15 protein-coding genes and 1 pseudogene are annotated in these 25,701 nt (G+C 68.6%); 11 read left to right on the forward strand and 5 right to left on the reverse strand.

Annotated elements, in window-relative coordinates; genetic code table 11:
- Window positions 1–7: 7 nt before the first annotated feature.
- From ACSVC7_RS13530 to ACSVC7_RS13540, 3 genes and pseudogenes are all read left to right on the forward strand, one after another.
- Entirely contained in the window at window positions 8–1,921 is a 1,914-nt protein-coding gene (locus tag ACSVC7_RS13530; protein WP_448204957.1) for a nitric oxide reductase activation protein NorD, read from the forward strand.
- A 23-nt stretch (window positions 1,922–1,944) separates the two neighbouring features.
- The gene (locus tag ACSVC7_RS13535; protein ID WP_448204956.1) at window positions 1,945–2,619 is read left to right on the forward strand and encodes a DUF4142 domain-containing protein; all 675 of its coding nucleotides are present in this window, start codon (window positions 1,945–1,947) and stop codon (window positions 2,617–2,619) included.
- 423 nt (window positions 2,620–3,042) lie between these two features.
- Window positions 3,043–3,315: pseudogene (locus ACSVC7_RS13540) on the forward strand (helix-turn-helix domain-containing protein); the annotation flags it as partial.
- 217 nt (window positions 3,316–3,532) lie between these two features.
- Here ACSVC7_RS13540 and ACSVC7_RS13545 read toward each other — a convergent pair.
- Window positions 3,533–7,444, reverse strand: coding sequence for an SH3 domain-containing protein (locus ACSVC7_RS13545; protein WP_483508351.1), 3,912 nt, complete (start codon window positions 7,442–7,444; stop codon window positions 3,533–3,535).
- Window positions 7,445–7,841: 397 nt separating this feature from the next.
- On the opposite strand from ACSVC7_RS13545, the gene ACSVC7_RS13550 reads away from it, so the two are divergent.
- Window positions 7,842–11,984, forward strand: coding sequence for a hybrid sensor histidine kinase/response regulator (locus ACSVC7_RS13550; protein ID WP_448204954.1), 4,143 nt, complete (start codon window positions 7,842–7,844; stop codon window positions 11,982–11,984).
- A gap of 1 nt (window position 11,985) precedes the next feature.
- Here the strand turns inward: ACSVC7_RS13550 and ACSVC7_RS13555 are convergent, their stop codons facing one another.
- A complete protein-coding gene (locus ACSVC7_RS13555; protein ID WP_483508366.1) occupies window positions 11,986–12,816 on the reverse strand; it encodes a response regulator in 831 nt (276 codons plus the stop codon).
- Window positions 12,817–13,540: 724 nt separating this feature from the next.
- Between ACSVC7_RS13555 and ACSVC7_RS13560 the strand changes: the two genes are divergently transcribed.
- Window positions 13,541–15,838: a calcium-binding protein gene (locus tag ACSVC7_RS13560; protein ID WP_483508353.1), complete on the forward strand. Its 2,298-nt coding sequence runs from the start codon at window positions 13,541–13,543 to the stop codon at window positions 15,836–15,838.
- Between the two features lie 10 nt (window positions 15,839–15,848).
- Here ACSVC7_RS13560 and ACSVC7_RS13565 read toward each other — a convergent pair whose 3' ends face one another.
- Both ACSVC7_RS13565 and ACSVC7_RS13570 read right to left on the reverse strand, forming a co-directional pair.
- Complete coding sequence (locus ACSVC7_RS13565) at window positions 15,849–16,517, reverse strand: YitT family protein (protein WP_448204951.1); 669 nt, start codon at window positions 16,515–16,517, stop codon at window positions 15,849–15,851.
- Between the two features lie 285 nt (window positions 16,518–16,802).
- Entirely contained in the window at window positions 16,803–17,660 is an 858-nt protein-coding gene (locus ACSVC7_RS13570) for a LysR family transcriptional regulator (RefSeq protein WP_448204950.1), read from the reverse strand.
- Window positions 17,661–17,770: 110 nt separating this feature from the next.
- Here ACSVC7_RS13570 and ACSVC7_RS13575 point away from each other — a divergent pair, with 110 nt between their 5' ends.
- On the forward strand, window positions 17,771–18,151 hold the full coding sequence (locus ACSVC7_RS13575; RefSeq protein WP_448204949.1) for a tautomerase family protein: 381 nt from the start codon (window positions 17,771–17,773) through the stop codon (window positions 18,149–18,151).
- Between the two features lie 61 nt (window positions 18,152–18,212).
- Here the strand turns inward: ACSVC7_RS13575 and ACSVC7_RS13580 are convergent, their stop codons facing one another.
- A complete protein-coding gene (locus ACSVC7_RS13580; protein ID WP_448204948.1) occupies window positions 18,213–19,334 on the reverse strand; it encodes a LacI family DNA-binding transcriptional regulator in 1,122 nt (373 codons plus the stop codon).
- Between the two features lie 112 nt (window positions 19,335–19,446).
- Between ACSVC7_RS13580 and ACSVC7_RS13585 the strand changes: the two genes are divergently transcribed.
- The 5 genes from ACSVC7_RS13585 to ACSVC7_RS13605 are packed head-to-tail and all read left to right on the forward strand — an operon-like array spanning window position 19,447 to window position 25,642.
- On the forward strand, window positions 19,447–20,478 hold the full coding sequence (locus tag ACSVC7_RS13585; RefSeq protein WP_448204947.1) for a TRAP transporter substrate-binding protein: 1,032 nt from the start codon (window positions 19,447–19,449) through the stop codon (window positions 20,476–20,478).
- Between the two features lie 46 nt (window positions 20,479–20,524).
- Entirely contained in the window at window positions 20,525–22,414 is a 1,890-nt protein-coding gene (locus tag ACSVC7_RS13590; RefSeq protein ID WP_448204946.1) for a TRAP transporter large permease, read from the forward strand.
- Between the two features lie 39 nt (window positions 22,415–22,453).
- Window positions 22,454–22,993, forward strand: coding sequence for a VOC family protein (locus ACSVC7_RS13595; protein WP_448204945.1), 540 nt, complete (start codon window positions 22,454–22,456; stop codon window positions 22,991–22,993).
- Window positions 22,994–23,003: 10 nt separating this feature from the next.
- The gene (locus ACSVC7_RS13600) at window positions 23,004–24,296 is read left to right on the forward strand and encodes a ribulose-bisphosphate carboxylase large subunit family protein (protein WP_448204944.1); all 1,293 of its coding nucleotides are present in this window, start codon (window positions 23,004–23,006) and stop codon (window positions 24,294–24,296) included.
- Complete coding sequence (locus ACSVC7_RS13605) at window positions 24,293–25,642, forward strand: four-carbon acid sugar kinase family protein (protein WP_448204943.1); 1,350 nt, start codon at window positions 24,293–24,295, stop codon at window positions 25,640–25,642. Before ACSVC7_RS13600 ends, ACSVC7_RS13605 begins: the two co-directional genes overlap by 4 nt.
- Window positions 25,643–25,701 lie beyond the last annotated feature (59 nt).

Below are 25,701 nucleotides of genomic sequence, written 5' to 3' on the forward strand. Positions count from 1 at the left end.
GGATGCCATGGCCTCCATCTGGGAACCCGAGGAGTTCGTCGGCCAGCTGTGGCACCGTCTGGTGGGCACCGCCTCGTCCTACCCCCGCCATCCGGACGCGGCGGTCCGGCTCGACGACGTGCGCACCCGCCTGGGCGTGCTGTTCCGCGCGATGGGCGGCCCCGGAGCGGTGCGTGTCGCGGGCGCCGCCGCCGAGGCCTCCAGCCACCGCCTCGGCCTGAAGCAACGCCTCGGGCTCGGCACCGAGAAGCTCGACCGCGCGCGGTACGACGGCGTCACGCTCCAGCTGCCGGACCGCATCGACGTCTTCCCGGCGCCGGAGGACAACGCGGGCCTGTACGAGTGGCTGGCCGCCTTCTTCGCCCACGCGGAGCCGCTGCGGGACGCCCCCGCCGACCCGCTCCAGGCCGACCTTGCCCGCCTGCGCGCGGCGCATCGGGCGACCGGGCGGGCGCTGGACGCGTGGCCGGGCCTGCGCCCGTTGCACCACCGTCTTTGCGAGGCTCTGCGTGCGGTTCGGCCAAAGCGCCGCCTGCCGGCGCGGGAGGCGGCGGTGGAAGCGCTGGTCGGAGCGCTGATCGGAAGCGGGGATGCTCCGGATCCGGCCCTGATGGCCGCCGTCGCGGATCCGGCGGCTTCGCTCGACCGCTTCCGCGCGGAACCCGGCTACCGCCCCTTCCTGCCCGTTCCCCTGTGGGGCGAGGTCACGGAGCCGCGCGCCGGACAGCCGGCGGGGGAGGGGGCCGGGGAGGAGGGCGGTGCCGGCGAGGGCGACGGCAAGCGCCGCAAGGCCTCGCGCCGGGACAGTGACCAGACCCGACGCGACGACCCGCTGATGCTGAACCGGTTCGAGAAGATTCTCGGGCTGGCCGAGATGGTGAACCTCAACCGCAAGGTCGAGGACGATGACGAGGAGAACGCCCGCAAGGCGGCCGAGGATCTGGACGAGATCGCGGTGGGCCAGCACGAGCGCAAGGCGTCGACCAAGCTGAAGCTCGACCTCGACCTCGCGCCGGGCGAACCCGACATCGAACCGCTCCGCGCGGAGATCACCTACCCGGAATGGGATTGGAAGCGCCGCCGGTACCTTCCCGACCACTGCCGCGTGGTCGCCGAACCCGCCGCGCTCGAAGGCGAGGAGTGGCGCCCCGACGACGACGCGCTGCGCCGCATACGTCTGGTGCGCCGCCAGTTCGAGGCGATGCGGCCGCGGCGCCAGATCATGACCGGGCAGCCCGATGGCGACGACCTCGACCTTTCGGCCCTGGTCCGCTCGATTGCCGATCGGCGGGCGGGCGGCGTCGGCTCGGACCGGGTCTTCACGGCGGTGCGCACCATCGCCCGCGACCTGTCCGTCTGCGTGCTCGTGGACGTCTCCCTGTCGACCGACAGCTACGTCGAGGAGCGGCGCGTGCTGGACGTGGAGAAGGAGGCGCTGCTGGCGCTGACGCACGGGCTGGCCGCCTGCGGCGACGAGCACGCCATCCTGACCTTCACCTCGCACCGGCGTCACCGGGTGGACCTGCGCACCGTGAAGGACTTCGAGGAGCGCCTCGACGCGCGCGTGGTGCGCCGCATCCAGGCGCTCAAGCCCGGCAGCTACACCCGCATGGGCGCCGCCCTGCGCCACGCCACGGCGCTCCTGGACAAGCGGCCGCACACGCACCGCCTGCTGCTGGTGCTGACGGACGGCAAGCCGAACGACACCGACCATTACGAGGGGCGTTACGCCATCGAGGACACCCGCGTCGCCGTCCAGGAGGCGCGCCGGGCCGGGGTGAAGCTGTTCGGCGTGACCGTGGACGAACAGGGGCGCGACTATCTCCCCTACATCTTCGGCCCCGGCGCCTACGCCATCTTTCCGCACGTCGCGCGCCTGCCCGCGGCGCTGCCCGCCATCTACCGCCAGTTGACCGGCTGAGCGTTCAAGGAACAGGAGCCATCATGCGCAAGATCGCCGCCCTCGCCCTGCTGTGCCTCACCGCGTTCTCGGGACCGGCCTGGTCGCAGGCCAATCTGCGCCCCGACCCGACGCCGCGCGTCCCGCCGCAGCCGGGCCAGTCCATTCCGGTCGAGGACGCGCTGTTTCTCAAGGAAGCGCTCGCGGCCAGCCAGGGCCAGATGGAGCTTGGGCGTCTGGCGGCCGAGAAGGCGCCGGACGACGCGATGAAAACGCTGGCGAAGGGCATCGCGGACACCCACGCGAAGCTCGCCGAGCACCTGAAGCGCCTGACCGGGGGGCGCACCCTGCGGCCCGCCGATCAGCTGAAGCCGGACCGCGCCGACCGCTTCGGCGCGGCCGGGGCGGTGACCAACCCGGCGAATGCCCAGGAGGGCATGACCCAGGACGCGGTCAAGTCCCTGTCCGGGACGAGCGGCGAGGCCTTCGCCAAGGGCTACATCGAGGCGCAGCTGCGCATCCACGACCGCATCGCTGACCTTTACCAGACCGAGGCGTCGAACACGCCGGACCGCGAGCTTGCCACCTACGCCATCATCAGCCTCGTGAGCATCCAGAAGGACCGCGACGCGCTGCGCCAGATGGCCGGACGGTTCGGCATCAAAGCGCCTGCGGAAGGGCAGGCGGTGCAGTACGGCGATCCGACCAAAGCCCGCTGATACCGTCGAGCCGAAACGCCCACACGCGCGGGCTCTCCATCGTCATGGCCGGGCTTGAGCCACGGGTGTCCGGCAAGGTTTCTGCTTGCGCCTTGCCCCCTCCCGCAAGCACAGCCATTCCGTGTCCAAGAACCCTGGACCCTTTCCGTTTGCGTCATGCCCTCAATTGGTTTGCATCGCCGCATGGGTTGCGGCACTCTGCAACCCAACTGACATATAACGTTTATAAGTTCCCTCCATGATCCTATTTGTTGCAATAAGCACACCTTATAGATGTGCTGATGGGGTGTGCAGGTGATCGCGCTCGTTCATTTCCGGACGGCCCGATCAGCGCCACGCCGGAGCCTCGCATCCCGCCTCACCCAAACTCCCTCGACTGCCCTCGACGAGGGACCCCAAACGCAAAGGTGCAGAATGACAAACATGCCGAGTGGTATTCCGCGGCGCGGCCTCCATCGTGACAAGCCGAACCCGATCGACGCTCACGTCGGTTCCCGCATCCGGTTGCGGCGAACCCAGCTGGCCATGAGCCAGCAGAAGCTCGGCGAAGCCATCGGTCTGACCTTCCAGCAGGTTCAGAGGTATGAGCACGGCGTTGTCCGCATCGGCGCGTCCCGCCTGTTCGACCTTGCCCGCATTCTCGATGTGCCGGTGTCGTTCTTCTTCGACGACATGCCGGCCGAGGTGTCCTCCGTCCCGGTCGACCACGATTTCTGACGCCGCCACGCAGACGCGGTGGGCCGCCGGTCGGTTTCGGGCTGGTTTTCCCGATGCGGTGTCCGGGGGCGGCGGAGGCCTCCGGACATGCCGCCCGGACTCCTCCGCATCGCGTGAACAGAATGCCGGGAGGGGGTTTCCGGCCGCATGAGCGGCCGGGATCGCAGTCGCGGTCCAAAGCGGATCGAAATCCGCTTCAAACCCGGACGTAGCCGATGCTCATCCCCGACAGAACCTTGCACCAGCCGCCAGACGCCGTCTCCTCCAGCAGCTCATAGTCCGGGGAGAGCGCGGCGACGACGGGGAACTCTTCCCCCGGACCGGCGTGCACCGCCTCCACCGGCGCCGCGGCCAGCACCAGAGGCAGGGCGTTCTCGGTTTCGGCGGTTTCGGTTTCGGCGATTTCGGGGGCGGCGGCCCCGAACGATGCGAACGACGTGGGCATCCGGTTCCTGACGGCCCACGCCGATTCCATCACCGTGTCCTCCCGCGGGTCGCGCACCCGCGGTCTGGTCCTGGCGGGCTCGGCCGGCGGCGGCGCCCGGAAATTACACTCGGCGACCACGTGCTGCGTCATGTCGATCACGATCGACTGCGGGTCGGCGCCTTGGGACATGGCCAGGTGCCGCCCGGCGGTGGCCCGCCAGCCGGCGAACGGGATCGGCGAATCCCCTGAGAAACCCAGGCGCACCGTGGTTCCATTCGGGTAAAGGCGGTACAGACGGCCACGGCCGTTGGTGCGGCCGTTGAGGTCTTCCTTGTCGACGGTCAGCGTCACGTACGGGTTGTCGGTCCGCACGTCCAGGACGAAGACGCCGTCGGCGGCGGGGGCGCCATCGACCTTGAAGGACAGCAGCAGCCGTTCGATGCGCGGACGGCGTTCGGGGGGCAGGCTGGTCGGGTAATTGACCTCCAGTTCCAGGTCGGACCAGGCGACGGGCATGGCCAGCTTCTCCTTGATCTCGACCTTGGTGTCCTCCAGCAGCAGGTTGAGCTGGTCCAGCGTGGCGGCGGTGGGCGCCGCCTTCTGTTCGGCGGCGCCGCTGAAGCCGTAGATCCAACGCCATTCCCGTGGGGCGTCGTGATGGACCCCGAAAAGCTTGGAGCCGCTGCGCACGGCGCCGGTCTTGCCGACACGCAGCGTGATCTCCAGGTTGCCGCTCTCCGGCAGGGGCGGACCCTTCTGGTCGAACCGCAGCCCTGGCAGCCGTTTGTTCTCCGCCGTCTGCGCGCCCAGATCCACGGAGATCAGCCGCACCCGTTCCATCGTCGGCGGCACCAGCCCGAGCGCCAACGGGTCCAGCCGAATCCGGCCGGTGGCCTCAAGCTCCTCCAGCAGCGCGGCGTTCTGCGTCCGGCTGATCCCGACCTCCAGAGGCAAGGCGCCCGGCAGGCCGTTCTGCAGGCTTTCCCTCAGTTCCTCGCGGACCTTTCTGCGGATGTCGCTGAACATGGTTTCCAGCGTGTCGACATTTTGGCTGAAGGCCGCAGGGCTCCAGTCTTTGGAGGTTTCCAGCGTGTCGGCGATCTTTTGGAGGATTTCGTTCAGCGACCAGTCGACCCTGACCTCGCGGAACAGCGTGCTTTCCAACGCGCGGACCGTCAGGTAAAGCACGTGCTGGAGCGTCAACCGCGCGCGTTGCGCCATGTCCTCGATGAAGAGGACCGATTCCGGTTCCAGCGCTTCCAATGCCGCGCCCTTCTGCTCCTGCAATCGGGCGACCGCCGCCGTGTTGGTGGCGATGCGTGCGTAACCCTCGGTCACCGCCGGCAGCGTCTCCGCCAGATTCTTGAAGATCGCGGCCTTGCGCTCCATAAGCTGTTCCAGATCGGCGGCCAGTTCCTTCCACTCTTTGCTTTCGAGCTTCAGCTTGGTCAGTTCCCCGTCAATTTCGGATTTGGGAACCTGCAAGAGCCGGATTCCGGAGGCGACCTGCGTCACCGCGTCGCCGAGATTGTCGCCGACCTGCTTCCACTGTTCGTTCCGTTTCTTCTTTGCCGCCTTCTGTTCCGGTGTCGGCTCGGCGGGCTTCTCCGCGGGGGGCTTCACCACCGCCTTGCCGCGCTCACGCTGCTTGCCGTCGACGTCGGGCTCGAACGCCTTCACTTCCTGGTCCAGCTTCTCCTTTTCCTTCTTCTGCGCCTCCTGTTCCTTTATCAGCGTCTCCTGTTCCTTCTTCAACGTGTCCAGCGTTTCGGCGCGCACTTTGCGGTGGTCGACGATGGCGTCCTTCGCTTTTGCTACGACGGCGCTGATCTTCTTGGCCGATTCCTCGTACTTGCCGGAATCGAAGTCGGTGATGACGTCCGCCAGCTTGCCGACCGATCCGAGATAGGGTTGGCCCACCGGTATGAGCTGGGTGATGGCGCCGGCGATCTTGATGATTCCCTTGATCCGCGCCCGGGTCGACGCGGTGGCGGTGGCGTCGGCCTCAAGACGCTTTTCCAGCGTCTTGATCCGGCCGGTCAGATCCGCGATCTTCGACACCAGGGCATCCAGGGAACCGCTGAGGATGCGGATGGACTCCTCCGCCTTCTCGACGTTCCCGGCGATGAACGCCGTGGAGTCGTTGGTCTGAAGGATCATCGCCGTCATCCCGGCCGCGGCCGTGCGGTGCGCGTTCGCCTCCGCTGTCAGCCAGCGCGAGAGCAGCAACGTGCGCACCGTGTTCTTCACTTCGATTTCGTACAGCCGCATGGCGCTCGGCAGGGACAGCAGCGGCATAAACCCCGCCGGATTCCCGTAATAGTCGAGCTGGGCGGCGATGTGGCCGAGCATGGCGGCGATTTCGGCCCGCGCCGCAGCCAGGGGTAGGGCGGGACGGTCATCCCAGCCCGGTGCGGTCTCCTTCAGCGCCCGCAGGTCCTCGGCGTATTCGGTCAAAAGCGTTTTCACGCCCTCCCGGTCGCCGCCCAGATAGGCGTCGCGCGCGAAGGCAAGGACGCGCTGCACCTGCATCGGGTGAAGCCAACGGCGAGGATCGGCGTCGTGCTCGAACGGCGGAGTGGCGCCGGGAGTCGTGTCCTTGCCGGGGGGATCGAAGCTTTCCCCGTCCTGCGTTTCGAAAAAATCGTAGGGGACCCACCGGTGCAAAAAGCACGTTTCGTTATAAAAGAACGTTTCCGCGAAACCGGTGTACTTGCAACTCTTCCTTGGGGTGCCGCCACGTCCTCCCTTGACGGGATCGGCCAGCGCGCCAGCCGCCCCGCCGGGGTTCTGCACATGGCCTTCGAACGCGGGAACGCTGCTGCGAATCGTGCCGCCCCTGCCCCCGGCGCCCGGCCGACCGGGCTTCAGGGCGGGGTCTCCATGTCCGGGGAGTGTGTTTGGGTCACCTTCTCTGACGAAATCGTTCGATGTGAGCGCGTTCCGGCTGAATTCCATTTCGTAAAACCGTGCCGGCGTATCGAATCTGACGGTGACATACCAGTCTTTGTGGTCCAAGCCAGGGAGCGGGCCGTTAGACCCCCGTCTTCTCATCATTCGTTCCCGATCATGGAAGATCGGCTTGTTGCCTTCGAACGCCGGCATGGAGTGACCGTCGAACCGGCCATCCTTGCCAAGGCCGGCACCTTGTCCCTTGCCGCCCCTGGCGAGAATGCAGGGGGCTTGCGCGACCCTGAGATCAGCGGTTTTCACGTACAGGGTCACGTTCCCGGCGTTCTGTCCCGGATATCCGTCCTTGGCTTCCGTGGGAGGCTCGTGCAGGGCTTCGCTTGCCCTTTTGCTGACATACTCCAGGGCGGAGGTGTCGATCACGCCCTTGGGTCCGAAGTTCAGGCTGCGCGCGAAGATGCGGATGTCGCACTGCGGCAGGTCCAGCCGGCAGTTGAGGTCCAGCGTGTCGCAGAAGATATCGACCTCCCGCACGGTCAAGATTACCGTCTCGGGGCTGCTGACCCGCGTCCGCGTTGCGCTTAGAAAGGCCTGGAGATCACTTCCTTCATTGATCTCCAGATGAACGCCGCTGACCGTGCGCCGCACGCCTTTCGCAAGCGTCTGCTGCCGCTTCACCACATACAGAGAGGAGGTCGGAGCCGGGGCCGAAGGCATTCCGGCCAGGAAGGTCAGTTCGTCGGCCGGGCGCGGGGCGTGGGGGCTGGTCATCGGCATCTCCTCTCGGCTTGGTTACTAAATTAAAAGTTGCTATAACTGCTTATTTACACGCCATTGAATGCTTAATGCCTCACGACGATTATCGAAGGTAAATTTGATAACCGAAATGAACAAGCATCTGTTGCGGAAGCTGGCAGCCTTGAGCCGATCGCAAAATGGAAGCCGTTGCTGTTCGGGCCGGAAGTCCAGGGGCACGGGAATGCGAAGCGGTTGATCCATTTTTCGATCACCTTCCGTCCGAAGAGCGCCCGTTCGGGCCGCAGGGCAACAGAGCCGGCGCGCGGCGGGACATGTCGCGTTCCGCACCGCCGCTTCGCACAGGACAGCCGGGGCGTGGATCTGCCATAAGGCTGGCTGGACGGCGTCTGGCACGGGATAATTATTGGTCATGCGGATCGCACTCCGGCTGATGCACGCGCTTGGCACGGCCGCGCTTATGCTCGCGGCGCCCTTGGCGCAGGCCGGGGACGCGTCGGATCCCTGGGCGGGCCTGTCCAGTTCGCTGTTCAGCCATTTCGGTCCGGCCGAGGGACTGCCCTACTCGGTCGGGTCGGCGCTGGCCCAGGACGGCGACGGGTTCATCTGGATCGGAACGCCCGGCGGATTGGCCCGCTGGGACGGGTACCGCATGCGGGTCTTCCGCCACCGCGTCGGTGACCCGGATTCGCTGCCGGAGAACATCGTCACGCATCTGTCCGTGGACGGGCAGGGGCGGCTCTGGCTGGGAACGGCGTCAGGCCTCGTCGCGCGCTACGACCCGCATGGGGAGCGCTTCATCACCCACCGCGACCAGGGGAGCGGGATCGGCCGCCTCAGCGGCTTTGCGGGGGACGGCCGGGGCGGCGTGTGGGCCGTGGGGAACAGCGGGCTGGCCCATCTCGACGGCGCGTCCGGACAATGGCGGCGCGACGATCCCGCCGCGATCGGCCTTCCGCGCGGGGAGATCCGCAGCGTGCTCCAGGACCGAAGCGGGGCGCTGTGGCTCGGCACCCAGGACGGTCTGCGCCGCCGCGCTCCGGGAGAGGACCGCTTCCGGACCGTGGAGGCGCCGGCCGACGCCGGCCCGGTGGTGGCAACGGCGCTTTACGAGGACACGTCCGGCACGGTCTGGTTCGGCACCGCGACCGGCCGGGTCGGCGTGGCGGACGGGAGCGGCGCCCGGCTGCTCCGCGACCCGGCGCCCTCCGGCCAGCGGGTCACGGCCATCGTCGAGCCGGAACCGGGGCTGTTGTGGATCGGCGAGTTCGGCGGCGGCATCCACGAGCTGCACACCGCCACCGGCGCCTCGCGCCGGTTCCGCAACGACCCGGCGAACGCCAGCAGCATCGCCGACGATTCCATCCTCGGCCTGCTGGTCGACCGCTCCGGGCTGGTCTGGGCCAGCGGCCTGGGGGGCGTGGACCGGCACAACCCGCGGGACCACGGCATCCTGACGGTCCTTCCCGCGAAAGGCGGCGGCCTTCCGGGAAAATATGTGCGCAGCATGGCGGTGCGCGCGGACGGCAAGGTCTGGCTGGGGTTCCGCGACGAGGGGGTCGCTCTGCTCGACCCCGCCGCCGGCCGCGTCGCCGAGGTCGTCGCGCCGTTCAGTCCGATGGGGGCCGGTGGGGCAGGAAGCGGTCCGGCAGGAAACGGCCCAGCAGGAAACGCTCCAGCGGCAAACGGCCTGCCCCGGCAGATGGTCCAGGCCATCGCCGCGCCGGCGAACGGCGACGTCTGGCTGGGGACGACGCGCGGCCTGCACCGGATGGCGGCGGACACGGGCGTCGTGTCGGCCTTCGGCCCGCTGGACAAGGCCAGCATCCTGTCGCTGATGGCGGACGGCGCGGACCTCTGGGCCGGGGGCAGCATGGGGCTGGCCCGCATCGATCCGGGCATCGATCCGGACCGCGGGACGGCGCAGATCCACCGCCACGACCCCGACCGCGCGGACAGCCTCAGCGACAACAGCGTGCAGTCCCTGCTGCGCGACCGTCAGGGGCGGTTCTGGGTCGGCACCCAGCGGGGCCTGAACCTGTTCGACGCCGGGCGGGGGACCTTCCGTCGCTTCCTGCACGATCAGGACGATCCGGCCAGCCTGCCCAACGACATCGTCAACACCTTGCTGGAGGATCGGGAAGGGCGGCTGTGGGTCGGCACGGCCGGCGGCATCGGCATTCTCACCCTGCCGTCCGAGGGGCCGGCCAGCTTCCGCACGCTGGGCACCGCCGACGGGCTGCCGCACGACACGGTGACCGTGCTGCAGGAGGGCAAGGACGGGCTGATCTGGGTCGGCGGCGGCGACCGCCTCGCCGCGGTCGATCCCCGGACCCTGTCCGTCCACAGCTTCGGCCCGATGGACGGCGCCGGGATCCGGACCCACTGGGCGGGTTCGGGCGCGCGCCTGCCCGACGGCACGCTGCTGTTCGGCGGCTTCGGCGGGATGACCGTGGTCAGGCCCGGCCGGCTGCCCCACTGGGAATTCCAGCCCCCGGTCGTTGCGACGGAGCTGCGGGTCGGCGGCCAGCCGGTTCCCGTCCCACCGGGCGGGGAGCCCATCACCATCACCCCGGAGAGCCGCAGCGTCCAGGTCGAGTTCGCCGCCCTGGACTTCTCGGCGCCGGAGCGCAACCGGTACGCCTACCGGCTGGAGGGGTTCGACGAACGCTGGACCATGGCGGACGCCAACAGCCGGACGGCGGCCTACACCAACCTGCCGCCCGGGTCCTACCGCCTGTCGGTGCGCGGGACGAACCGCGACGGCGTGTGGAACGAAACCCCGCTTTCGCTGGACATCCGGGTCCTGCCCGCCTGGCACCAGACGCTCTGGTTCCGGCTTGTCACGGCGGCGGCGACGCTGGCGCTGCTGGCCGCTGCGGTGCATGTGCGGACCGCGCTGCTCCGCCGCCGCCAGCGCGAGCTGGAGCGCCAGGTGGCGCAGCGCACCGCCGAGGTCGAGACCGAGCGCGCCCGCGCCGTCGCCGGCGAGGCCGGCGCGCGCCGCGCGATGGAGGAGGCCGAGGCGGCCAACCGGGCGAAGTCGCGCTTCCTGGCGGTCGTCAGCCACGAGATCCGCACGCCCCTGAACGGCGTGCTGGGCATGCTCCAGCTGTTCGACCCGAAGCGGATGGATGACGAGCAGCGCCGCTACCTGGACATCGCCCGCAACTCCGGCAACGTTCTGGTCAGCCTGATCGAGAGCATCCTGGAATACGGGCGCTGCGAGGCTGAAAGCGAGTCCGTCGAGCTGGGCGTCCTCGACCCGCGCCACCTCGTCACCAGCGCGGTGGCGCTGTTTTCGGTGCAGGCCGCGGCGAACGGCGTCCGGCTGGACCTGTCCATCGGGACCGGCGTGCCGGCGGCGATCCGCTGCGACCGCGTCCGCATCACGCGCGTCCTGCACAACCTGCTGGGCAACGCCGTCAAGTTCACGCCGGAGGGGCGGATCACCGTCTCGCTGGACGTGACGCAACAAGGCGAGGGAGACGGCGGCCTTTTGCACCTCGTCGTCGCCGACACGGGCATCGGCATCGCGCCGGACCTGCACGAGGCGATCTTCCAGGACTTCGTGCAGGCGGACGATTCGATCACGCGGCGGTTCGGCGGCACCGGGCTGGGGCTGGCGGTCTGCCGGCGGATCGCGACGATGCTGGGCGGCAGCCTGACGGTGGACAGCGCGGTGGGCGCCGGCAGCACCTTCCGCCTGACCGTTCCGGTCGAAGCCGTGGCGGAGGAAACCGTGCCGGTTCCGGCTCCGGACGGCTCGCCGGGGGAGGGGAGGGGGACCGGGCCGGAGCTGGACATCCTTCTCGTCGACGACGATCCGATCAACCGGCAGGTCGGGCTGGCGCTGGTCGGCAGGCTCGGCCACCGCGTGTCGGTCGCCGATGGGGGGCTGGCCGCCATCGAGGCCGCGGCGGAAACACGCTTCGACCTGATCCTGATGGACGTCCACATGCCGGGCATCGACGGGATCGAGGCGATCCGCCGCCTGCGCACGCTGCCGAACGTCCGGCAGGCTGGAACGCGCTTCATCGCCATGACGGCCGACGTGACCGAAGACACGCGGCGGCGCTGCCGGGAGGCCGGGGTGGAGGCGGTGGTGAGCAAGCCCCTCCACCTCGACACGGTTCGGCAGGCGCTCGCGCGGCAGGTCGGCCCGGCGTCGGTCGCCGCCGATCTGGGCGACGGCCCGGCGGACTGGCTGGACCTCGACTTCCTGCGCGTCCAGCACGGGATCCTCGGGATCGCCGAACTGGTCCGGCTGGTCCGGCTGTTCGGCCGGATGTCGCGGCAATGCATCGTCGAGGTGGAGGAGGCCGCGGCGCTGCGGGACGTCGCGGGGGTTCGGGCGCACGTCCACCGGCTGCGCAGCGCGGCCGGCGCGCTTGGCCTGATCCGGCTGTCCGGCGCGGCCGCCGCCCTCGAGGCAGAGGCGGCCCTGTCCGCGACCGTCGACATGGCCCGGATCGCGGCGCTCCGGCACCAGCGGCGCGCGTCGCTCGACGCGCTCGCGCAGGCCGCGCGCCGCGAGGTCAGATCTCGGGGCTGACTCAGATCTCGGGGCTGACGGTGACGCCGAGCTTGTAGCCGATGCCGGGAACGGTGACGATGACGTCGGCCCCGCTTTCATGCACCGGCGCCATCTTGCGGCGCAGGCGTGCGACAAGGGAATCGACGGTGCGCAGATCGCTCACCTGATCGCGGTTGCTCACCACCTCGATCAGGTAGTCGCGGCCCAGGGGGCGCCCGTCCGCCTCGATGAGGGCGGCCAGCAGGTCGAATTCCGCCCGCGTCAGGCGGATCGGTTCCCCGTTGCGCACCGCGACCTCCCGCCGCGTGAAGTCCAGCAGCAACGCCCCCATGGACACGATGGAACTGCGGCGCACGGAGCCTCGTTCCAGCGCGCGGCGCCGTATCAGGGCGCGCGACCGGGCCAGCAGCTCGCGCAGGTTCACCGGTTTGGTGACGTAGTCGTCCCCGGCCAGTTCGAGCCCGATGATGCGGTCGGTCTCGTTGTCCTGCTGGGTGACGAAGATGATGCCCACCGGGCTTGCCACCCGGATTTCCTGCGCGAGCGCCAATCCGCTGCCATCGGGCAACTGGATGTCCAAGAAGATCAGGTCGACCTTCCTGGCGCGGACCAAGGCCCGGCATTCGGCGGCACTGGCAGCCTGAAAAACGTTGAAGCCTTCCCGCGTAAAATAGCCCGCAATCATCGAGCGAGTGACCGGGTCATCTTCTACGACTATGAGAGTATCACGCTTCTCTAACATGATGCAGGGATGCCCAGAGCAATTGCTTCGGCCGGTCGATTTGCCAGACTGGTAACTTCCATTTGACGGGTGCGCAATAGAATACGCGAATGTGCGGATTTTGACCATAGCCGGGCGGAACTTTCGCTCTCTATGGTCACAGACGACGACTTCAACCAAAGATTGACTTCTGCGCGTCCTGCGCCGCCGCGGTCCAAGCGATGCGTGTACGAATATTTACGGCCGGTCGCGGACGGAATTGGGTTTCCAACCCTCTTCCATCGTCATCCCCGCGGAAAGTCAATCGCCTCCCCATTTCCGTCATAGCCGGGTCAAGCCCACGGGTGTCCGGCAAGGTTTTTGCTTATCGCGTTATCGTAGCAAAGACAACTGCCCGCACCTCTTTTCGTCGTTACGGCCGGGCTTGACCCGGCCACCCACGCCGGCTTGGAGGAGTCTCGGAATCGCCGCGGACACCCGTGGCTCAAGGCCGGGCATAACGATGAACAGGGGGCGGACGTGTCAACGCTTCGGCGCGACGGCATGACAACCGCCAAGCTCCTCTCAATGGATGGGGCGGGCAGAGTGGTGTCAACGCGAATGGACCCGGCGACGCAGAAACGCTACCGCCGAAATTCATCCGAATGATTGAGCATAGATCCCGAAGCGGCTCTTCTTAACTCTCCTTCGGGAAATCATAACGCGCAATGATAAGCGCTGGCGCTCGTCCAGCTGCCATAATGAAAGAAGCGCGAAGGTGTCGGATCGCATGGCGTCAAACGCAGACAGAAAATCACATGGATTTTGTTTGCGATTTCGATGTTTCGGTCCGAATTCCAGGACGGAGGATTGAATGGCAGAACTTATGGTCTCGGATGTCAGCTTGGTCAGCCGCAAGGCCGATGGCGCTCAGTGGAGCAATGACTCTCTCAGACCGATGTTCTCTCCGGACGGCGGCGACGTGCTCTTCTACAGCGCGCCGGCGGTCAACACCCCTTACGGCGTGACGAACATTGTCGTGAAGACCCTGTCCACCGGGGCGGTGACGGTGGTCGATTCGACTGCGAATGGTGCTCCGGGGACCAGCTACTCATTCGGAGCGGTGTTTTCACCGGACGGCAGCAAGGTCGCCTTCAGCAGCTACTCCCGCCTCGTCCCCGACGGCAACAACCGGTGGCTTGATGTCTACACCAAGGATCTGGGCACCGGGGCGGTGACGCGGGTCGTCCCCGGCACGGAAAGTTCCGTCGGGAACAACATCACCAGCGCGGCGTTCTCGCCGGACGGCCACAAGATCGTTTTCAACAGCGACGCCAGCAACCTCGTCCCCGGCGACAGCAACGGCGCTCGCGATGTGTTCGTGAGGGATCTGACCACCGGGGTGGTGACGCGGCTCAGCGTGCGGGCCGACGGCGTTCAAGGCAACGGCGCTTCCAGCAGCCCGGCGCTCTCGCCCGACGGCGGAAAGGTGCTGTTCGCCAGCACGGCCAGCAATCTGGTCCCCGGCGACAGCAACGGCGTCGAGGACTTTTTCGTGAAGGATCCGGCCACCGGGGCGGTCATGGCGGTCACGTCCGCGGCGAACGGCACGCCGGGCAATGGGGCCTCCTACAACGCGCGGTTTTCACCGGACGGCCGCAAGGTCGCCTTCTCCAGCACGGCCAGCAACCTCGTTTCCGGTGACAGCAACGGTGTCGAGGACGTCTTCGTAAAGGATCTGACGACCGGGGCCGTGACGCGGGTCAGCGTGAACGCCGGCGGTGCCCAAGGGAATGGCGGCTCCGGGAGCCCGGTGTTCTCGCCGGACGGCAGCAAGCTGCTGTTCTCCAGCACGGCCAGCAACCTCACGCCCGGCGACACCAACGGTCTTGCGGACTATTTCGTGAAGGACCTGACCACCGGGGCGGTGACGGCCGTCACGTCGGCGGCGGACGGCACCCGGGGCAACGGAGCCTCCTCGGAGCCGGTGTTCTCGCCGGACGGCCGCCGGGTCGCCTTCTCCAGCGATGCGAGCAATCTCGTCCCCGGCGACACCAACGGCGTCCGGGACGTCTTCGTGAAGGATCTGGCGACCGGGGCCGTGACGCGGATCAGCGCCAAGGCCGACGGCACCCAAGGGAATGGCGCCTCCGGAAGCCCGGTGTTCTCGCCGGACGGTCACCGGATCGCCTATTCGAGCGCCGCCAGCAATCTCGTCGCCGGAGACACCAACGGCGCGGCCGATGTCTTCACCGCGACGCTTTCCGACGTGAATCATCCCCCCACGGCGGTGCCCGACACCGGCATCGACACGGCGGAAACGCTGACGGGAACCGCCGGGAAGGACGTTCTGTACGGCAAGCAGGGCAACGACACGCTCGACGGGAACGGGGGAGACGACACCTTGAGCGGCGGAGCGGGCAACAACCTGCTCGACGGTGGCGACGGGCGCGACACGGCGTTGTACGGCGCGCCGCGCTCCTCCTACACCATCACGCACACGGCCCCCGGCGAGGTGACCGTCGCCGGCCCGGACGGGACCGACACGGTCCGGAACGTGGAACAGCTCGCCTTCGGCGACATGACGGTCGTGCTGGCGCCCGACGCGACGCCGGGGGCCAAGGTCGATACCGTCTTCGCGGTCACGGACGCCACCTCGGGCAACGCCGCGATGTGCGAGGCATCGGCCTACGTCGGCCCGGTGCAGGGTTTGCGGTGGCAATGGATCGGCGACGGCGACGGCGAGGCCGTCAAAGGGGGCGCCGGCAACGACTTCATCAACAGCCTGGGCGGCATGGACGCCATCGACGGCGGCGCCGGCGACGACGTGCTCGACGGCGGCACGGGCTCCAACTTCCTCACCGGCGGCGCCGGCAACGACGTCTTTTTCGTGGACGGCCGCAGCGGCGAGCCGGTCTGGTCCACCGTGACCGACCTGGATCCGGGCGAACTGGTCACCGTCTGGGGCTGGCAGCCCGGCACCTCCACGCTGACCTGGGCGGAGATGGGCGGCGCCGACGGCTTCAAGGGCGCGACCGCCCACATCGACCTGAACGGCGACGGCCGGATCGACGCCAGCCTGACCCTGAGCGGGAAGTCCGTCGGGTCGCTGATGACCAGCCCCGGCACCGTGAACGACACCAGTTATCTGGCCCTGTGGCTGCGCGGGTGAGCGGCCGGCCTCAGCTGATGCCGAGATAGCGGCCCGGCTTGTGGTTGATCGCCAGCAGCATGTTGACAATCGCCGCGCCGAGCACCGACAGCAGAAGCCGGTCGGTCTCCAGCACGAGGAAGGCGGCGGCCAGGATCGACAGGTCGACGGCCAGCTGGAAATAGCCGGCCCGGACGCCGAAACGCTCCTGCAGGTAGATCGCCAGGATGTTCAGGCCGCCAAGGCCGGTGCGGTGGCGGAACAGCATCAGAAGGCCGTTGCCGCACAGCCCGCCGCCGATCACCGTCGCGAAGACGGGGTCGAGGTGGCTGAAGCCGATCCAGCTGTCCGTCATCCGCGAGAAGCCGGCCACCATGCCGACCGCGATGAAGGTGCGCAGGGTGAACTGCCAGCCCATGCGCTTCCAGGCCAGAAGGTAGAAGGGCAGGTTGACCAGGAAGAACAGCGTCCCGAAACCGACCTTCGTCACGTAGCTGAGCAGCAGCGCCACCCCCGCTACGCCGCCGGTCAGCAGCATCGCCTTGGTGTAGATCGCCGTGCCCAGCGCGACGAACAGCGTGCCCAGCAACAGGGCGAGCGCGTCCTCGTACAGGCGGTGGCGCTCGACCGCCGGCTGCCGCGCCGCCGCCTGAGCCGCCGCCGCCATCGTGCCGCCCATGGCGTTTTCGGCGGTGCTCATCGCAGGGCCGCGAACTTCGCCAGCACGCCTTCCAAGGCGGCGGTGCTCAGGGCGTCGTCGGGTTGGCGGGTCAGCGTGTCGAACATCGTCGGTGGTCCGGTTGGCCTAAGCAGATTTGTCCAGATCGGGCCACAGGCCCGGCCTGGACAAATCTGCGGACTCTATGGTTTTGCAGGATTTCCGAGCCCGCCCATGTGTGGGCGGAGTTTGGAAATCCTGCTTAGGGGAAACGCCCGGATTGTAGCGGAAGGACAGGTCGGTTGCCCGCCTCTTGTGGCGGACAGGTCAGCCTCGGACCGCGCTTCGGAAGGCGGCCGACAGTGCCGCGAGCGCGTCGCGCGGTGGTCCGTCCTTGATCCTGGTGTGCAGAAGCACGGGCAGCCGCGGCAAGGCCGGCAGCCCGAGCCTCGGGCCGACGTCGACCACTCCGAACGGAACCATGCGCGGCGACAACGCCGCGACGCCGAGCCCGGCCATGACGGCCGCCGCCACCGCCGTCACGCCGCCGCCGACGAAAATCTCCGTCCACGGCACGCCGGCCGCATCGAGAAGCTGCCCGGCCAAGGCCCGCACCCCGCAGGGCTCGGCCATGGTGGCGATGGGCAGAGGTTCGTCCGCCCGATGTTGCCAGCTTGGCGCCGCGAACCAGCCGAACTGCTCTTCGGTGAGGATCTCGCCATCGTCACGCCCCGCGTGCAGGCGGACGATCACCGTATCGAGTTCCCGCCGGTCGAAGCTCTGCAGCAGATCACCCGACGACCCGATCCGGATTTCGATCGCCAGTTGCGGGTCCTGTGCGTTCATCCGGGCGATCAGGGCGGGAAGCTCCGGCCCCGCCACATGGTCGCTGATGCCGATGGCGATACGCTGGCGCCCCCGCGCGAGCGAGGCGAGCGCGCGATCATGCGCCTCCAGCAGTTCGCGGGCGTGATCGAGGAAGGCGGCGCCGCGCGCCGACAATTGCACATAACGCGGCGTTCGCTCGAAAAGGCGGCACCCGAGCCTTTCTTCGAGACGCTTCAGCTTCAGGCTGACCGCCGCTTGCGTCGTCCGCATGGCCTCGGCCGCGCGCGTGAAGCTCTCAAATTCGGCAATGCGCACGAAGGCTCGGACGGCGTCGAGGTCGAGAAGCTGGTCCGTCATTTGCGATCGTTATCTCAGATATCCAAACCCATAGCGTATGAAAATGACAAGTCCTTGCTTATTGTCAAGCCGGACGTAAATGGACCGAACATAATTGGAAAGGACCTACGATGCCGCTCGTTCATATCTCGCTGCGCGCTGGAAAGTCGGAAGCGTACCGTCAGGCAATCTTCGACGGCGTGGCCCGCGCGATGCACGAAACGTTCAACGTGCCCGAAGACGATCAGTTCATGACCATCACCGAGCATGATGCCGCGAATTTCCGCTACAGCGCGTCTTATCTTGGAGTCGACCGGAGCGAAGACGTCGTGTACATCCAGATCACGGCGAACAACACCCGCACCGTGGACCAGAAGAAGGCGCTGTTCCGGCGGACCATGGAACTGCTCGGCGACAACCCCGGCGTTCGGCCACAGGACGTGTTCGTGAACATCGTCGAAGTGGTGAAGGAGAACTGGTCGCTCGGCAACGGCCTTGCGCAATACGCGTGAGGCGATGGGCTTGCCGCCGTATCCAGACTCGCCGGCCCCGTCCATCATGGCATGAGGGCCATCATGGCATGAGGGTTTGCGGCAGGTTCTCCCGGAAGATGACCTCGACGCGCGGGGGCTCGACGCCATGCAGGGCGTCGCGGCCCCCGCGCAGGTTCGCGAAGGCGGCGGCGCAGCTCATCATCGCGGCGCGGGGGTCCTGGGTGATGACGGCGTCCATCGTCCCGTCGATCAGCAGCGCCCGCGTTTCCGGCGTCAGGCCGTGGCCGATGAAGGCGACGTCCCGCTCCCGCCGCGCTTCCTTCAGGGCCTTGGCGACGCCCTCCGCGCCGCCGCCGATGCTGTAGATGCCCGCCAAATCCGGGTGGTGGCTGAGCAGCGTGCGCGTCTGCCGGTAGCTTTTCGCCTCGTCGTCGTGCGCCTCGCGCAGGCCGACCACCTCGACCGCGGGGGCGGCCTCGTTGAGGTAGTGCAGGAATCCCAACTCGCGGTCCTCGTGGGCGCGATAGCTCAGGCTGCCGGCGATCATGGCGACCTTGGCCGGGCGCGGGCCGATGAAGCGCGACACCAGATAGCCCGCGGTCCGCCCCGCCGACCGGTTGTCCAGCCCGACATAGGCGGCGCGTCGGCAGTTCAGGATGTCGGAGATCAGCGTCACCGTCGGCACGTTGCGCGCGGCCAGCTCGTTCACCGCCTCGCGCACCGCCGGGTGTTCCAGCGCCATGAAGGCGACCCCGTCCACCTTGCGCCAATGCTGGAGCAGGCTGCGCGCCAGAAGCTCCGGGTTGAAGCTCTTGATGAAGTCCACCTGCGCCTTGATGCCGAGCGGCGCCAGGGCCGCCTCCGACTGGCGGATCAGCTGGCCGAGGCGGCTCAGGTAGCGGTTGGTGCCGTCGGGCAGCAGGAAGGATACCCGCATGGGCTTCGGCGCCATCGCGGGCGCCAGGGCGGCGCGCAGGTCGGTTTCCGGGATGTAGTCCAGATCGGCGGCGGCCTTCAGCACGCGCTGCACGGTGGCGGGGCGCACGCCGGGGCGCTGGTTCAGGACACGGTCCACCGTGGCCGTGGAAACCCCGGACAGGCGGGCGATGTCCGCGATGCGGGGAAGGCTCCGCGTTTCGGCGGACGGTGCGGCGGTCGCGGCGTCGGCATCATCCTGCATCACGTCACCACCATCCTTCATGACATCAAATCACATCATTTTTGCCGTTTGACAGCGGTCTTCCGCAAACATACCGTCGAGCCAACAATCAATGTGATGCATCAAAACGCATCATCACGCAAGGGAGGAAAGCATGACCCAGTTCTCGCGCCGCTCGATGCTGAAGGCGCTGGCCGCAGCCCCGGCCGCGGGCATCGCCGCCGGTGGCGTCCTCGGCATGCCCCGCATCGCCCGCGCGGCCGAGTTCGAATTCAAGTACGGCAACAACCTGCCGCTGACCCACCCGTTGAACGTCCGCGCCCAGCAGGCCGCCGACCGCATCGCGCGGGAGAGCAACGGGCGCGTCCGGATCGAGATCTTCCCGAACAACCAGCTGGGCGGCGACACCGACATGCTGTCGCAGGTGCGCAACGGCGGGATCACCTTCTTCACGCCGTCGGCGCTGGTGATCGCGACGCTGGTCCCGGTCGCGGCGATCAACGCCGTGGGCTTCGCCTTCTCCGACTACGGCCAGGTCTGGGCGGCGATGGACGGGAAGGTGGGCGAGCATGTCCGCAACGCCATTTCCAAGGCCGGGCTCTACGCCTTCGAGAAGATGTGGGACAACGGCTTCCGCCAGATGACCAGCAGCGGCAAGCCCATCGAGTCCGCCGCCGACATGAACGGCCTGAAGATCCGCGTCCCCGTCAGCCCGCTCAGCATCGCGATGTTCAAGGCGCTGTCGGCGGCCCCGGCCAGCCTTCAGTTCAGCGAGGTCTATTCCTCCCTCCAGACCCGCATCGTGGACGCGCAGGAAAACCCGCTGCCGATCATCCAGGTCGCCAAGCTGTACGAGGTGCAGAAATACTGCGCCCTGACCAACCACATCTGGGACGGCTTCTGGTTCATCGCCAACGGCCGCGCCTGGAAGAGCCTGCCCGACGACCTGCAGAAGATCGTGGCATCCGCCATCAACGAGGCGGGCCTTCAGCAGCGCGAGGACATCAAGGCGCTGAACCAGTCGGTGCAGACCGACCTGCAATCCAAGGGGCTGGCCTTCAACCAGCCGTCGCCGGACAGCTTCCGCGCCAAGCTGCGCGAGTCCGGCTTCTATTCGGAATGGAAGGGCCGCTTCGGCGAGGACGCCTGGGCGCTTCTGGAAGGCAGCGTCGGCAAGCTCGCCTGACCCGCCCGCAACCCCCGTGACCGCATTCCGGAAGGAGGGTGAGGCCGTGTCCCACCACGCCACCGCATTTCCCGTGGACGGTGACGGCTCCGGGCGCGCCACCGCCGGTGCCCTGATCGACCGGCTGGACCGTGGCCTCGGCTTCACGATCGAGGCCGTGGCGGCGCTGCTGGTGCTGGCCGAGATCGCCATCCTCCTGGCCGGGGTGGTGGCGCGTTACGTCTTCCACGCGCCGCTGGTCTGGTCGGACGAGCTGGCCTCCATCCTGTTCCTCTGGCTGTCCATGCTGGGGGCCGTGGTGGCGCTGCGGCGCGGGGAGCACATGCGGATGACCGGGCTGGTCAGCCACGTCGGCCCGAAGGCCCGCGCGCTGCTGGAAACGGTGGCGCTGACCGCCCCCGTCGCCTTCCTGGCGATGATCCTCCACCCGGCCATCGACTACGCCATGGAGGAGCAGTTCATCGTCACCCCGGCGCTGGAGATCAGCAACGCCTGGCGTGCGGCGGCGCTGCCGGTCGGGGTCGGGCTGATGACGGTCGCGGCGCTGTTCCGGCTGATGCGGCTGCGCTCCGCCCGCACCACGCTGGCGGCGGTGGCGCTGACGGCCGTGCTGGTCGGGGCGTTCTGGCTGGCCGGGCCTGCGCTGAAGCCGCTGGGCAAGGCGAACCTGCTGATCTTCTTCGTCGGAATCGTCGCGGCCAACGTCTTCGCGGGCGTTCCCATCGCCTTCTCCTTCGCGCTGGCGACCTTCGGCTATCTGGCGCTGACCACCTCCACGCCGCTGCTGGTCATGGTCGGGCGGCTGGACGAGGGCATGTCGCACCTGATCCTGCTGGCCGTGCCGCTGTTCGTCTTCCTGGGCCTGCTGATCGAGATGACCGGCATGGCCCGCGCGATGATCCAGTTCCTGGCCGCGCTGCTGGGCCATGTGCGCGGCGGCCTGTCCTACGTGCTGATCGGGGCGATGTATCTGGTCTCCGGCATTTCCGGGTCGAAGATCGCCGATATGGCGGCCATCGCGCCGGTGCTGTTCCCGGAGATGAAGAAGCGCGGCGCCCCGCCGGGCGACCTCGTGGCCCTGCTGTCGGCCACCGGCGCGCAGACGGAGACGATCCCGCCCAGCATCGTGCTGATCACCATCGGCTCCGTGACGGGGGTGTCCATCGCGGCGCTGTTCGCGGGCGGCCTGCTGCCGGCCGTGGTGCTGGGGGCGGCGCTGTGCTCCGTCGTCTGGTGGCGCTACCGGAACGAGGATCTGAGCCATGTCCGCCGCCCGCCGAAGGCGGAGATCGCGCGGCTGGCCGTGGCGGCGCTGCCCGCCATCCTGCTGCCCTTCGTGATCCGCGCCGCCGTGGTGGAGGGTGTGGCGACGGCCACCGAGGTGTCCACCATCGGCATCGCCTACGCGACCGTCATGGGGCTGCTGGTCTACCGCCAGTTCGACTGGCGCCGCCTGAAGCCCATGCTGATCGAAACGGCGTCGCTGACCGGGGCGATCATCTTCATCGTCGGCTGCGCCACGGCCATGGCCTGGGGCCTGACGCAGTCCGGCTTCTCCCGCGACCTCGCCCGCTGGATGGCGGACATTCCGGGCGGCGCCTACGGCTTCCTGGCCGTTTCCGTCGCCGCCTTCGTCATCCTGGGCAGCGTGCTGGAAGGCATTCCCGCCATCGTGCTGTTCGGGCCGCTGCTGTTCCCCATCGCGCGGGCCGCCGGGGTGCACGAGGTGCATTACGCGATGGTCGTCATCTTCGCGATGGGCATCGGCCTGTTCGCCCCGCCCTTCGGCGTCGGCTACTACGGCGCCTGCGCCATCAGCAAAGTGAACCCGGACGAGGGGCTGAAGCACATCGGCGGCTATGTCCTGGCGCTGCTGGCCGGGCTGGCCGTGGTCGTCGCCGTTCCCTGGATTTCCACCGGCTTCCTGCCTTTCTGATACGGCCGGAACACAAACAATCCGAACAGGAGTTTCCGCATGAGCCGATTTTTCGGCGAGATCCGGCAGGCCGGCTATGTCGTGAACGACATCGAGGCCGCCATGGATTACTGGAGCCGCAAGCTGGGCATCGGCCCCTGGTTCTACAACGAGCGCGTCCCCATCGTGAACTACACCTACCGGGGGGAGCGGTACGAGGTGCACAACTCCGTGGCGCTCGCCAACTCCGGCCCCTTGCAGATGGAACTGATCCAGACCCGCAACGACGCGCCCTCCATGTACCGCGACTTCCTGAAGGCCGGGCGCACCGGCTTGCAGCATGTCGCCTACTGGACCGAGAACTTCGACGCCGACATGGAGCGCCTGACCCGGCAGGGCTTCGAGCCTGTGATGAGCGGCGAGGTGGGGGAGCGCGGGCGCTTCGTCTATTTCGACACCGAATACCACCCCGGCACGGTGATCGAGCTGTCGGAGGTCGCCGGGCCGAAGGGCCGCATGTTCGACCTGATCCGCAAGGCGTCGCAGGGCTGGGACGGCACGGATCCCGTACGCCCCTTCCCCGACCTGAACCGGATTTGAGGCGGACCCGATGCAGCCCGACCGCCCCGACCGCCCCGACCGCATTGAGGCAACCTATCTGATCGAAACGCCGCTCGACCCCGCCCGCGTGGCGGAGGTGATGGCGGGGGAACAGTCCTGCGGCACCTTCACCCGCGTGCACGGCGAAACGGACGAGCTGCGCGCCCGCGCCCGCGCCGTCGTGGAGCGGGTGGAGGAGCTGGAGCCCGCCGCCGCGCCCAGCCTGCCCAACAGCTGGCTGGAACGGCAGAAGCGGCCGGGGCCGTGGCGGCGCGCCCGTGTCGCCATCAGCTTCCCCACCGTCAACATCGGCGCCAACCTGCCGACGCTGGCCGCGACGGTGGCGGGCAACCTGTTCGACCTGGGCGAGGTGACCGGGCTGCGGCTGGAGTCCGTGCGCCTGCCCGCCGCCTACCGCGCGGGCTTCGACGCGCCACGCCACGGCGTGGCCGGCACGCGGCGCCTGACGGGGGTGCATGAGGGCGCGCTGGTCGGCTCCATCATCAAGCCCAACGTCGGGCTGTCGGCGGAAGAGACGGGGGAACTGGTGGGACAGCTCTGCGCGGCGGGGCTCGACTTCATCAAGGACGACGAGATCTGCGCCGACCCGGCCCACGCGCCGCTGGCGCAACGGGTGCCGGCGGTGATGGAGCGGGTGCGCCGCCACCAGGACCGCACCGGCAAGCACGTGATGGTCGCCTTCAACATCACCGACGAGACGGACGCCATGCGCCGCCACGCCGATCTGGTGGAGCGCGAGGGCGGAAGCTGCGCGATGGTCAGCCTGAACTGGTGCGGCTTCTCCGCCGTGCAGACGCTGCGGCGGAGCAGCGGGCTGGTCCTGCACGGGCACCGCAACGGCTTCGGCGCGCTGTCGCGCCACCCCTGGCTCGGCATCGGCTTCGACGCCTATCAGGCGCTGTGGCGGCTGGCCGGTGTGGATCACATGCACGTCCACGGGCTCCAGGGCAAGTTCGCCCAGCCGGACGAGGAGGTGGTCGAGGGTGCGAAAGCCTGCCTCACCCCGCTCGCCGAGGGGAGCGGCGACCCGGTGATGCCGGCCTTTTCCTCCGGGCAATGGGCGGGCACCGTGCCGGCGACCTGGGACGCGGTCGGCACCGATGACCTGCTGTTCATGTCCGGCGGCGGCATCATGGCCCATCCGGACGGTCCCGCCGCCGGGGTGCTGAGCATCCGCCAGGCCTGGGCCGCCGTGCGGGCCGGAACCGACCTGCGCACGGCGGCGCAGACCCAGCCGGAGCTGAAGCGCGCGCTGGACTTCTTCGGCGGGGCCAAGGCATGACGGCGCCGCGTCTGGGCTGGTACGGCGACGACTTCACGGGGGCCACGGACACGCTGGCGGCGCTCGCGCGGGCCGGGCGGCGGGCGCTGCTGTTCCTGGGCGTGCCGACGGCGGAGCGTCTGGCCGCCGCCGGGCCGCTCGACGCGGTGGGCATCGCCGGGGCGACCCGGACCATGGACCCCGCCGCCATGCGGGCGGAACTGGAACCGGTCGGCCGCTTCTTCGCGGATCTGGGGGTGCCGGTCCTGCACTACAAATGCTGTTCGACCTTCGACAGCGCGCCCCAGATCGGCAGCATCGGCGCCGCGGTGGCGAGCCTGCGGGGCTTTTTCCCCAACCCCTTCCGCCCGGTGGTCGGGGGGCAGCCGAACATCGGGCGCTATTGCCTGTTCAGCACGCTGTTCGCGGCGGCCGGCACCGGCGGCGCGGTTCACCGGCTGGACCGCCACCCGACCATGCGGAACCATCCCGTGACCCCGATGGCCGAGGCCGATCTGCGCCTCCACCTCGGCGCGCAGGGCTTGGCGAGCATGGCGGCGGTGCATTATCCCGGCTACGCCCTGGGCTTCGATGAGCTGAACGAAGCCCTGGACCGCCGCATCGCCGATGGCCCGGACGGCGTTCTGCTCGACGTCGCGCGTCCCGAGGATCTGGCGCTGGTCGGGCGGCTGATCTGGGACCGCGCCCGGCAGGCCCCCCTGCTGGCCGTCGGCCCGAGCAGCGTGGCCCAGGCCCTCGCCGCCTACTGGGCGACGGACTGGGCGACCGGCGAGCCTGCCGAGGATCCCGCGCCGTTTTCTCCAGCATCAGGACCGGTCTTCGTCATGGCCGGAAGCCTGTCGCCGCTGACGCGACGGCAGGTCGAGGCGTCCACCTCCTTCGACCGGCTGCCGGTGGATGCGGGGCGGCTGTGCGGCGACCCGTCCTATGGCCGGCGCGTTCTGGCCGACGTCGCCGAACGCCTTCGGGCCGGGCGGCACGTTCTGGCCTGGACCGCTCCCCCCGATGCCGCTCCCTCCGATTCCACCCCCTCCGATTCCACCCCGGACACCACCCAGGCCCCACGGGTGGCCGACGCCACGGCCCGTTTCGTGGCCGAGGTCGTGCGCGCGGTGCCGTTGCGGCGCATGGGCATCGCCGGGGGCGACACCTCCAGCAAGGCGGTGACGGCGCTCGGCTGCTGGGGCCTGTCCTACGCGACGACGCTGGCGCCGGGGGTCACGCTGAGCCGGACCCACAGCGACGATCCGGCCTGCGACGGGATGGAGCTGATGCTGAAGGGCGGCCAGATGGGCACCGAGCATCTCTTCGAACACTTGGTGCACGGCGGTCCACCCGCGTCGTGACATGGTTTTTCCGACGCCGTCGCGGCGGGGCAGGCGGCGATGCGCCTGCCTCCAACGGC

The organism is Azospirillum mesophilum (assembly GCF_053470405.2).

Coding starts and splice junctions, on each gene's coding strand:
- ACSVC7_RS13560 (WP_483508353.1), top strand. CDS start 13,541: ATGGCAGAACTTATGGTCTCGGATGTCAGCTTGGTCAGCCGCAAGGCC.
- ACSVC7_RS13605 (WP_448204943.1), top strand. CDS start 24,293: ATGACGGCGCCGCGTCTGGGCTGGTACGGCGACGACTTCACGGGGGCC.
- ACSVC7_RS13535 (WP_448204956.1), top strand. CDS start 1,945: ATGCGCAAGATCGCCGCCCTCGCCCTGCTGTGCCTCACCGCGTTCTCG.
- ACSVC7_RS13570 (WP_448204950.1), bottom strand. CDS start 17,660: ATGACGGACCAGCTTCTCGACCTCGACGCCGTCCGAGCCTTCGTGCGC.
- ACSVC7_RS13575 (WP_448204949.1), top strand. CDS start 17,771: ATGCCGCTCGTTCATATCTCGCTGCGCGCTGGAAAGTCGGAAGCGTAC.
- ACSVC7_RS13595 (WP_448204945.1), top strand. CDS start 22,454: ATGAGCCGATTTTTCGGCGAGATCCGGCAGGCCGGCTATGTCGTGAAC.
- ACSVC7_RS13565 (WP_448204951.1), bottom strand. CDS start 16,517: ATGAGCACCGCCGAAAACGCCATGGGCGGCACGATGGCGGCGGCGGCT.
- ACSVC7_RS13550 (WP_448204954.1), top strand. CDS start 7,842: ATGCGGATCGCACTCCGGCTGATGCACGCGCTTGGCACGGCCGCGCTT.
- ACSVC7_RS13545 (WP_483508351.1), bottom strand. CDS start 7,444: ATGACCAGCCCCCACGCCCCGCGCCCGGCCGACGAACTGACCTTCCTG.
- ACSVC7_RS13555 (WP_483508366.1), bottom strand. CDS start 12,816: ATGGTCAAAATCCGCACATTCGCGTATTCTATTGCGCACCCGTCAAAT.
- ACSVC7_RS13585 (WP_448204947.1), top strand. CDS start 19,447: ATGACCCAGTTCTCGCGCCGCTCGATGCTGAAGGCGCTGGCCGCAGCC.
- ACSVC7_RS13530 (WP_448204957.1), top strand. CDS start 8: ATGGCCTCCATCTGGGAACCCGAGGAGTTCGTCGGCCAGCTGTGGCAC.
- ACSVC7_RS13580 (WP_448204948.1), bottom strand. CDS start 19,334: ATGAAGGATGGTGGTGACGTGATGCAGGATGATGCCGACGCCGCGACC.
- ACSVC7_RS13600 (WP_448204944.1), top strand. CDS start 23,004: ATGCAGCCCGACCGCCCCGACCGCCCCGACCGCATTGAGGCAACCTAT.